7 protein-coding genes and 2 tRNA genes are annotated in these 7,541 nt (G+C 46.8%); 2 read left to right on the top strand and 7 right to left on the bottom strand.

Annotation, left to right across the window (positions count from 1 at the left end; all coding sequences use genetic code 11):
* Positions 1–1,226: 1,226 nt before the first annotated feature.
* A complete protein-coding gene (locus RTK01_RS14965; RefSeq protein ID WP_312280965.1) occupies positions 1,227–1,649 on the bottom strand; it encodes a hypothetical protein in 423 nt (140 codons plus the stop codon).
* Between the two features lie 601 nt (positions 1,650–2,250).
* On the opposite strand from RTK01_RS14965, the gene RTK01_RS14960 reads away from it, so the two are divergent.
* Positions 2,251–3,405: an IS110 family transposase gene (locus tag RTK01_RS14960; RefSeq protein WP_397353006.1), complete on the top strand. Its 1,155-nt coding sequence runs from the start codon at positions 2,251–2,253 to the stop codon at positions 3,403–3,405.
* Positions 3,406–3,477: 72 nt separating this feature from the next.
* Here the strand turns inward: RTK01_RS14960 and RTK01_RS14955 are convergent, their stop codons facing one another.
* The 4 genes from RTK01_RS14955 to RTK01_RS14940 form a co-directional block, all read right to left on the bottom strand.
* Positions 3,478–3,876: a hypothetical protein gene (locus RTK01_RS14955; protein WP_312281736.1), complete on the bottom strand. Its 399-nt coding sequence runs from the start codon at positions 3,874–3,876 to the stop codon at positions 3,478–3,480.
* Between the two features lie 141 nt (positions 3,877–4,017).
* On the bottom strand, positions 4,018–4,410 hold the full coding sequence (locus tag RTK01_RS14950) for a hypothetical protein (protein WP_312281735.1): 393 nt from the start codon (positions 4,408–4,410) through the stop codon (positions 4,018–4,020).
* A 522-nt stretch (positions 4,411–4,932) separates the two neighbouring features.
* Complete coding sequence (locus RTK01_RS14945) at positions 4,933–5,187, bottom strand: GlsB/YeaQ/YmgE family stress response membrane protein (RefSeq protein WP_312281734.1); 255 nt, start codon at positions 5,185–5,187, stop codon at positions 4,933–4,935.
* Positions 5,188–5,330: 143 nt separating this feature from the next.
* Entirely contained in the window at positions 5,331–5,699 is a 369-nt protein-coding gene (locus tag RTK01_RS14940) for a hypothetical protein (RefSeq protein ID WP_312281733.1), read from the bottom strand.
* Positions 5,700–6,150: 451 nt separating this feature from the next.
* Here RTK01_RS14940 and RTK01_RS14935 point away from each other — a divergent pair, with 451 nt between their 5' ends.
* A complete protein-coding gene (locus tag RTK01_RS14935; RefSeq protein WP_312281732.1) occupies positions 6,151–7,221 on the top strand; it encodes a site-specific integrase in 1,071 nt (356 codons plus the stop codon).
* Positions 7,222–7,306: 85 nt separating this feature from the next.
* Here RTK01_RS14935 and RTK01_RS14930 read toward each other — a convergent pair.
* Together RTK01_RS14930 and RTK01_RS14925 are read right to left on the bottom strand one after the other, a co-directional pair.
* A tRNA-Val gene (locus RTK01_RS14930) sits at positions 7,307–7,383 on the bottom strand.
* A gap of 55 nt (positions 7,384–7,438) precedes the next feature.
* Positions 7,439–7,513, bottom strand: a tRNA-Glu gene (locus RTK01_RS14925).
* Between the last annotated feature and the right edge of the window lie 28 nt (positions 7,514–7,541).

The raw sequence follows: 7,541 nt of genomic DNA, 5'->3' as shown, positions 1-7,541 counted from the left end.
GGCGCCTCTTTCTTCACGTTGGAGATGTTGACCACGCTTGCGCTGTGCTTGTAGTATGGTATAATTTTGGCAGCCCATAGTGATTGCCCTCCTTTGGCAGATGGTTGTGTGAGAACTCCATTCTACCACTAGGAAAAATCACCATGGACTTTTCTTTTCAACTGTCCATCTTTATTTTACAATCAACCTAATTATTTCATTTGAATATTTTCTGATATACTTTCTATATCTTTCAATCTTTCTCTTCTTTTCAATAGTTATTTCTTCTTCTGGAGAAATGTCAATATAGGACGTAAAGTAATCCAATATATAATTGGTACATACCTTGATGTTATCCAGACTTTTTGAACGATTATGTTCATTTATAGCATCTTCCGTTATCCTCTTCTGGATATATTCTGATAGATTTCGCATTTCAATCCCCCTTCTTGACATCTCCAATATAACATCAATCTTTAGAGAAATAAAATAGCCAATACAAGAATACCGCCCACAGAGCCGTTAAATAGCCTTGTGGTCAGCGACAGCCTGCCGGGAACTGCTCAAAAAAACACCGCCACAGCTTTTGGTCACGGCGGAAGATAATCAGACGTCGCTTTGGTAATGATACCTCATAGCGATTCCATTCAAATTAAAAATCCCCCGCAAGAGCCAACCGGTTTTTGCAGGGGATTCTTTTATTTCCGCTCCATGCGCTGTCAATGGCCTTGCGTATGAAATCGTTTCGGCTCTCCCCTACTGCGTCCGCTGCGGCCTGTATCTCGGTTGGGATATCTCCTTGAAAACAGAACAAGCCGGATGCCATGTGGCATCCGGCTGCTCCGTAAGAGGATATGAAGAGTAGAAAAAGGTCTTGCAAGATTTATAATAAACGCACTCTGTTAAGACTATAAGAATGATTCATAAATTTTATGTAAAACTCCCCCGGAGCCTACCAATGGTAAGTTCCGGGGAGTTTGGACTCATTAATTTAGTCACAGACCCAGCGCCAATACCAGCATCTGCGCCAACTGCAATTGCTCTGGCTGTTAGAATTGTTTTGATTCCAGCACCAGTTACGGCACCAGTTACGACGGCAGCAACACATAGAACACCCTCCCTTCCTTAGTGATGTACTTTGCGAAGACTGCCGTATTAGCATTATATGGTAAGACGAGCGGCGGGGTGCTTAGCGGAAAACTCCTCGGACCCTACCAATGGTAAGTTCCAATACAAATCCGCAGCCTTTATTTCTGTGTGGCATCCGGTCTTCCTTGCGGAAAAGTTTTGATATCTTCAACAATGATATCGGTGTACTCAACGCTATTAAAGCTGTATTTATCTCCTGACAGTTTTCCACGCACCTGAGAATCAAAATTCATGTGAATATCGGCAGGTACCCAAAGGTGGGAATTTGTGTCCCTGAGAGCAGCTCGTACAATTGCATTGCGTCTAGCTTTTTCGAATACCGCCGGCGGAACATAGTTGTTGGATGCGGGCAGAAAGGTAACATTTTGAAACAGCATAGACTTCGGTATCCCTTTATAGTTAACGATTTGGAGCAAGCCGATTTCAACATCTGTATTATCGTGAAATATGGACTTCCCATAATACTCATTTGTTTCACCATCATAGATATCTATATGCGGAATTTCGACTCTGTCAAACATGTATTATCCTACTCCTTTCATATCCATTGTATTCTATGCGCAGTCGTTTGGCATCCTGCGCAAAAACCCCCGGAACTTACCATTGGTAGGCTCCGGGGGGGGTGCTCAAGTTTTTTGCTGTGACCCAAACATAAATCCAAGTATTGTCATTACGATCAGTTTGAAAGCCTCGAATCCGCTTTTTAGCAATTCACTATCTGGATTCCATAATGAGAGGATAATACAGATGAACATCAGGAAAATGCACCACCCAAGAGTAGCGGGACCATGCGTGAATCTTTTGAAATCAAGCGAGGGAGTGTCTGTTTCTTTTGATAAAGCGCAATCTTTTTGAATTATCCTTGTATTATAGAGTAGTAGTTATTAGAGCCCCTCTCCAAGGGCTATATGCTACACTGTAAAGGATGCTGTGGATTGGTTGTATCTTCCTACCACACGATGGTTCCAGAAAGGCTCCAACCACAGCCCTTTGCAGATTTGTTAATCAGTTAGATACCGCCGGACGGTTTATTTGGAACAAGGTTACAAGAGCAAGGAGTCCTGTGGATACAGCATCAAATAACACCATGGGAGGTTTATTACGATTTGTGTTGGAATTGACGTGGCAAAGGATAAGCACGACTGCTTCATTATCAGCTCAGAGGGTGAAGTTCCTGCGGATGTATTCACCATCCCCAATAACATGGAGGGGTTCCGCTGCCTATTGGAGAGAATCCAAGCCTGCACCGCCGCCCAGAACAAAATAAAGGTAGGGCTTGAGGCAACCGGACATTACAGCTGCAACATTCTCGGGTTTCTTCTTGACAACGGTCTACCCACCTATGTCTTGAACCCCTTGCACACCAACCTATACCGGAAAAGTCTCAGTCTCAGAAAGACAAAGACAGACCGTGTCGACGCGCGAACGATTGCGGCTATGCTCATGTCTGATGTGGGCCTCAAGCCCTACACAGACACAGCTTACCACAACGAGGAGTTAAAGTCACTGACAAGATACCGCTTCGACAAAGTGAGAGAACGTGCGAAGCTGAAATCCTCCATCGCCAGACTGGTATGCATTCTGTTCCCGGAGCTGGAAAAGCTGGTTCCAACGCTCCACATGGCGTCCGTTTATGCGCTGCTGCGCGAGTTTCCTGGTGCAAAACAAATTGCGGACGCACATCTTACGCGGTTAAAAGCACTCCTGCTTGAAGCGTCCAAGGGACATTACAAGCGGGATGTGGCTGTGAAAATCCGTGAAGCTGCTCAGTCCTCTATTGGCTCCGTGATGCCAGCAAAATCTCTGGAGCTGTGCCATACCATCCATCTCATCCGGGAGTTGGATGCTGAGATTGAGGAAATTGAAGCCGCGATTCAAACGATTATGGACGAGCTTCATTCTCCCATTACCACCATCCCCGGTATTGGAACCCGGATGGGCGCTATGATTTTGGCCGAGGTTGGTGACTTCTCACTCTTTGAGTCCCCCGACAAAATACTTGCCTACGCTGGTTTGTCACCCTCTACCTACCAATCTGGGCAGCTCAATAACTGCTATGCCCATATGGAGAAGCGCGGCTCCAGATACCTGCGATTCGCGCTTTACAACGCCGCCAAATATGTTTGCCATTGGGATCCGGCCTTTGCCGCTTACCTCACCAAGAAACGAGCCGAGGGTAAGCATTACAATGTTGCCGTTTCTCATGCTGCTAAAAAACTAGTGCGTCTCATTTTTGCCTTGGAGAAATCCAGACAGCCGTACCGTCTGGCAGCCTGATTTTTTCTTGATGGTCTGCATGGTGTCCTACCTCGATAATACATCAGTGCCGTATGTCCCGTGTATGGCCATTTAAGTATCTTGATTTGTTTCTGTGACAGCATCGATTGTCTCCTTCAGGGATTTGGTAATAGGGTCGTCTTCAATCGCTCCGCCCGAATCATTCGCAGTGTCGCCCAGAAGATCAACGATGACCTTTGCCGCCTTAGCGTCTCTTTGCGTGGCAGCCTCGGTCAGTCCGATAATCATAGCCATCTGGTTATCCACATCCTCCGGGTCGATGCCGCGGCGCGCAATTTTGTTCCACCTGCGACGGTCAGATACAGGAAGAGACAGGTATAAATCGGCGGCATCCTTCAGGCTTCGCTTGCGGCGACGTGCCGCACCGGAAGCCTTTCCGCCATCAGACGCAATGCGTCTCTGCTCTTCCTCTGTTCGCTTGTCAAACGGGATAAGGTTTTCATTTGGCATGTCACCACCTCTCTTGCTTAAAAAACAACTCGACGGCAGACTATCCGCCCACTCGTGACCAAAAAGAAACCGGCCACCATAAGGCAGTCGGTTTCTGTTTTGTGTGAAAAAAACAGTCGCTCGGAAGAACCTTTGTTTTTGCTAATAGATAATCTCCTCTAATTCTATGTTGCTGTATTCTACGCTGTCAAAAAAATATTCTCCGCCTTGGAGATTCCCTCTAGCCCTTGCGTCGTATCTGATGCGTATTTCAACCGGGACCATCTCCCCGGAGTAAGCGTCCTTAAACATGCCCCTAATAACCCCTATGCGCTTAACAGGTCTGCTCAGCGACGGCGGGATGTAGTTCTCTGCGGGTTTAAATTTCAGATCGAGCAGCAAAAGCCTTGGTGGGATTATATTGAAATTCACCAGATCGAGCAACGCTCTCTCCGCGTCAAAGGACAGACTGAATTGCGTCTGCGCTATGGGTTCGCCCGTCTCGCCATCGTAAATGAAGATTTCTGGATTTATTATGCTTGTAAACATCTCCACCCCGCCTTCCGCCCCATTATATTCGGGACAACAGACCGAGGTGACGAAGGAGTATGGTGCAAAGCCGCGGCTCTGAACCGCATATAGCCTATTGGCTGCTTTACATATAGAACCGCTATTCCCCCACCGGCCCCCCCCCTGCCATGCTCACGCAATGTGATGGATTATCCCCGTCAGAAGGCTACCAAAAAATTGTATGCAGCACTCATGGAATCTGAATTGATTGGACTTTGTTCCTGTTTTCTGCTAATATGTTTTTGCACAAATACGCGGAAGGAGCGATAACGCTTAATGTCATTCACATTTCTTGCTCTGCTGCTGGCTTTTTTCTTTGTGGCAATTGTAATTATTGCGGCTCTTGTTGGAAAAAAATAGCCTGTTAAAAGATCCGCCGGAGGGCATCATATTTTGTTGGCTCTTCTCCCACTTCTTTGAAAAGGTGGATGCCTTGTGGATGCGCCCTGATATTAGAGACGATTAAAAGAAACCGGCTACCCAAAGGCAGTCGGTTTCTTGTCTCAGTTAAGTCCTTCTTTTAACTGCACTTACAATCCACAGTAAGATGACGGCTCCGATTACGGCAACCAGCAAACTCCAGAGATTAAATCCGGTAATTCCACTACCACCCAATAGATTCATGACCAGTCCGCCTAGAAAACCGCCAATGATGCCCACGGCAATATTGGCGCCCGCTCCCATCTTCTCGTCATTATTGGTGATCATACTTGCGATCCAACCGGCGAGAGCGCCTATGACAATCCATCCTAAAATGCCCAAGGTAGATCCTCCCTTCATTTTACTTTAGTATGTGGAGAATTCACTCTATCATTCCTTAGCCTGTGGAAATCCATGCTACCAAAATATCACAGATTTTTGGCTCTGGGGCTCAATCTAAAAAACCATAATTTTCTGCAACCAGCCTAATAAAATCCTGATGCCATCTTCTCGCTGTTGCAAATCCGCACGGTACTTGCAGTGCCGCCCCTTCCAAAGCCGCTGGTCTGATCGGGCGGGACAGCTCCTTGCCGCTCAAGAAGCCTTCGAATTATTGTGTGGATGGCAATAAGCATATCGGTATCATTGTTTCGCTCGGCGTCACTATAAATTTCCATTAGTCCCCGCTTATCGTTAGAAAGATTCATATTGACATTCCTTTCATAATCTGCCATGATAACAGAGTGTTTGATGTGGTTCTTTGTGACCACACTTCCCGCTCTCGGAGGTAGTGACTCCGGGGGCGGATTTTTTTCTTTCATGCCACGGCGCAGATATCTCAGTCTGGCTTCCATTTCCTTCACCTTACAGCCTGCGGACATTACCGGACAGATGAGTCGGGTTATGTCAATGATATCTTCCGGGCTACATCCATCTTGTGTACTCATTCGACCAAGTTGTACCATGATAGACCTGGTCATGAGAAGTTTTTCAATGTCTGGAATAATCGGAAGCGGATTCCTTTAAAAAACTGTAGACTGTAGTAGCGTAATATTTGTCCACGACACTACGATCACTTTTGAAATCCGGGTATGCGGCTCTGATACTCATTTTGAATGTGTCCATCCCATCGCGGCGAAACACGCTGGACCTGCCGCGCTTTGAATCCTTCAATGCTATCCTCCTTATGAACCATCGAGCACATACTGAATTAACCCCTCATCGTCATAATGTCTCACTTCTTCTAGAAATTTTACCAATAATTGGAGGAAATTGCAAGTTGTCTGCGTAAAATGCAAAAAGGAAATGCAGGAAAGATCGACGTTCTGCCCGTGGTGCGGAAAGAAGCAGGCCAGAGAACCTCGCAAGGCATTGAAGCGGGCAAACGGTATGGGCAGCGCTTACAAGCTCACAGCCCCGCGCTTGCGTCGCCCATGGGTAGCGTCGAAGAACAAAGTAGTGCTAGGATACTATGCGACGAAGACGGACGCCCTCACGACGCTGGAGGCGGTTTCAAAGCGGGATCTAACCGAACGGCATAACATGACGTTTGAAGATGCCTATAAGTCGTGGTCGGGTAAGCATTTTCGCGCTATTGGGGAAAAGGGCGAAGAAGCCTACAAAAACGCGTTCAAGAACCACGCGACCATGCTTTACAGTCGGAAGTTGCGAGACCTTCGTACGGCGGACTATCAAGAGGCCATAGATGCTCTTGATAAGGCCGGTAAATCCCGGTCAACAATAGAAAAGCTTAAGCAATTATTCGGGCAACTCTCCCGCTGGGCGGTCAGAGAGGAAATATCCACTACTGACTTTGCACAGTTTGTGAAGTTACCTCAGCGTGAAAAGGTGGAGAAACAAACATTTAGCGATGAGGAAATTCGAACTCTGTTCAATAACAACATAGACAGCACGGTTAGGATAATTCTAATCTTGATCTATACCGGCGTCAGAATAGAAGAACTATTCAGTGTTCCAAAATCAGACGTAGACATCCAGGGCAGCTATATGATCGGCGGAGAGAAAACAAAAGCCGGGCGCAATAGAATCATTGCATTCCCGGACTGCATTCTTGACTACGTGAAAGCACTGTATGACGCTGCTCCAGATGGTGGGCTTTTGATCGACGGATTCGAGGGAGACAAAAAACCAGATAATTTCCGCAAGCGCCAATACTATCCCACATTGGAGCGACTCGGAATGAGAAAGCTCAATCCTCATTGCACCCGACACACGTTCATCACAAGAGCGGTAAAGCAGGGTGTGGATATGGACGAGCTGCTACGGCTTGTCGGCCATGTCGATAAAGAAACCACGCAGCTATATTTACACGATAATGCGGGTACAATCCGCAATATAGTAAAGAGCACAAGGTAGTTCGTTACTACATTGTTACTAAATGTGCCACTTTTCAGTGTAATAAAGAAAACCCTAGAACCTTTACGGCTCTAGGGCTTTTCTTTGGTGGAGACTGGGAGACTCGAACTCTCGACCTCCTGCGTGTGAAGCAGGCGCTCTAACCAGCTGAGCTAAGCCTCCACATCAAATATTCAATTTTGACACCCGCCGACCGGACATTCCAGCCAGACAGGTTTGGTGACCCGTACGGGATTCGAACCCATGTTACAGCCGTGAAAGGGCCGTGTCTTAACCACTTGACCAACGGGCCATATCAACTTTTCGGGAACCCCCACGGG

Origin of the sequence: Oscillibacter sp. (assembly GCF_031978065.1) — a bacterium.
Taxonomy (GTDB): Bacteria; Bacillota; Clostridia; order Oscillospirales; family Oscillospiraceae; genus Oscillibacter.
This window is presented reverse-complemented; position numbering and strand designations above follow the sequence as displayed.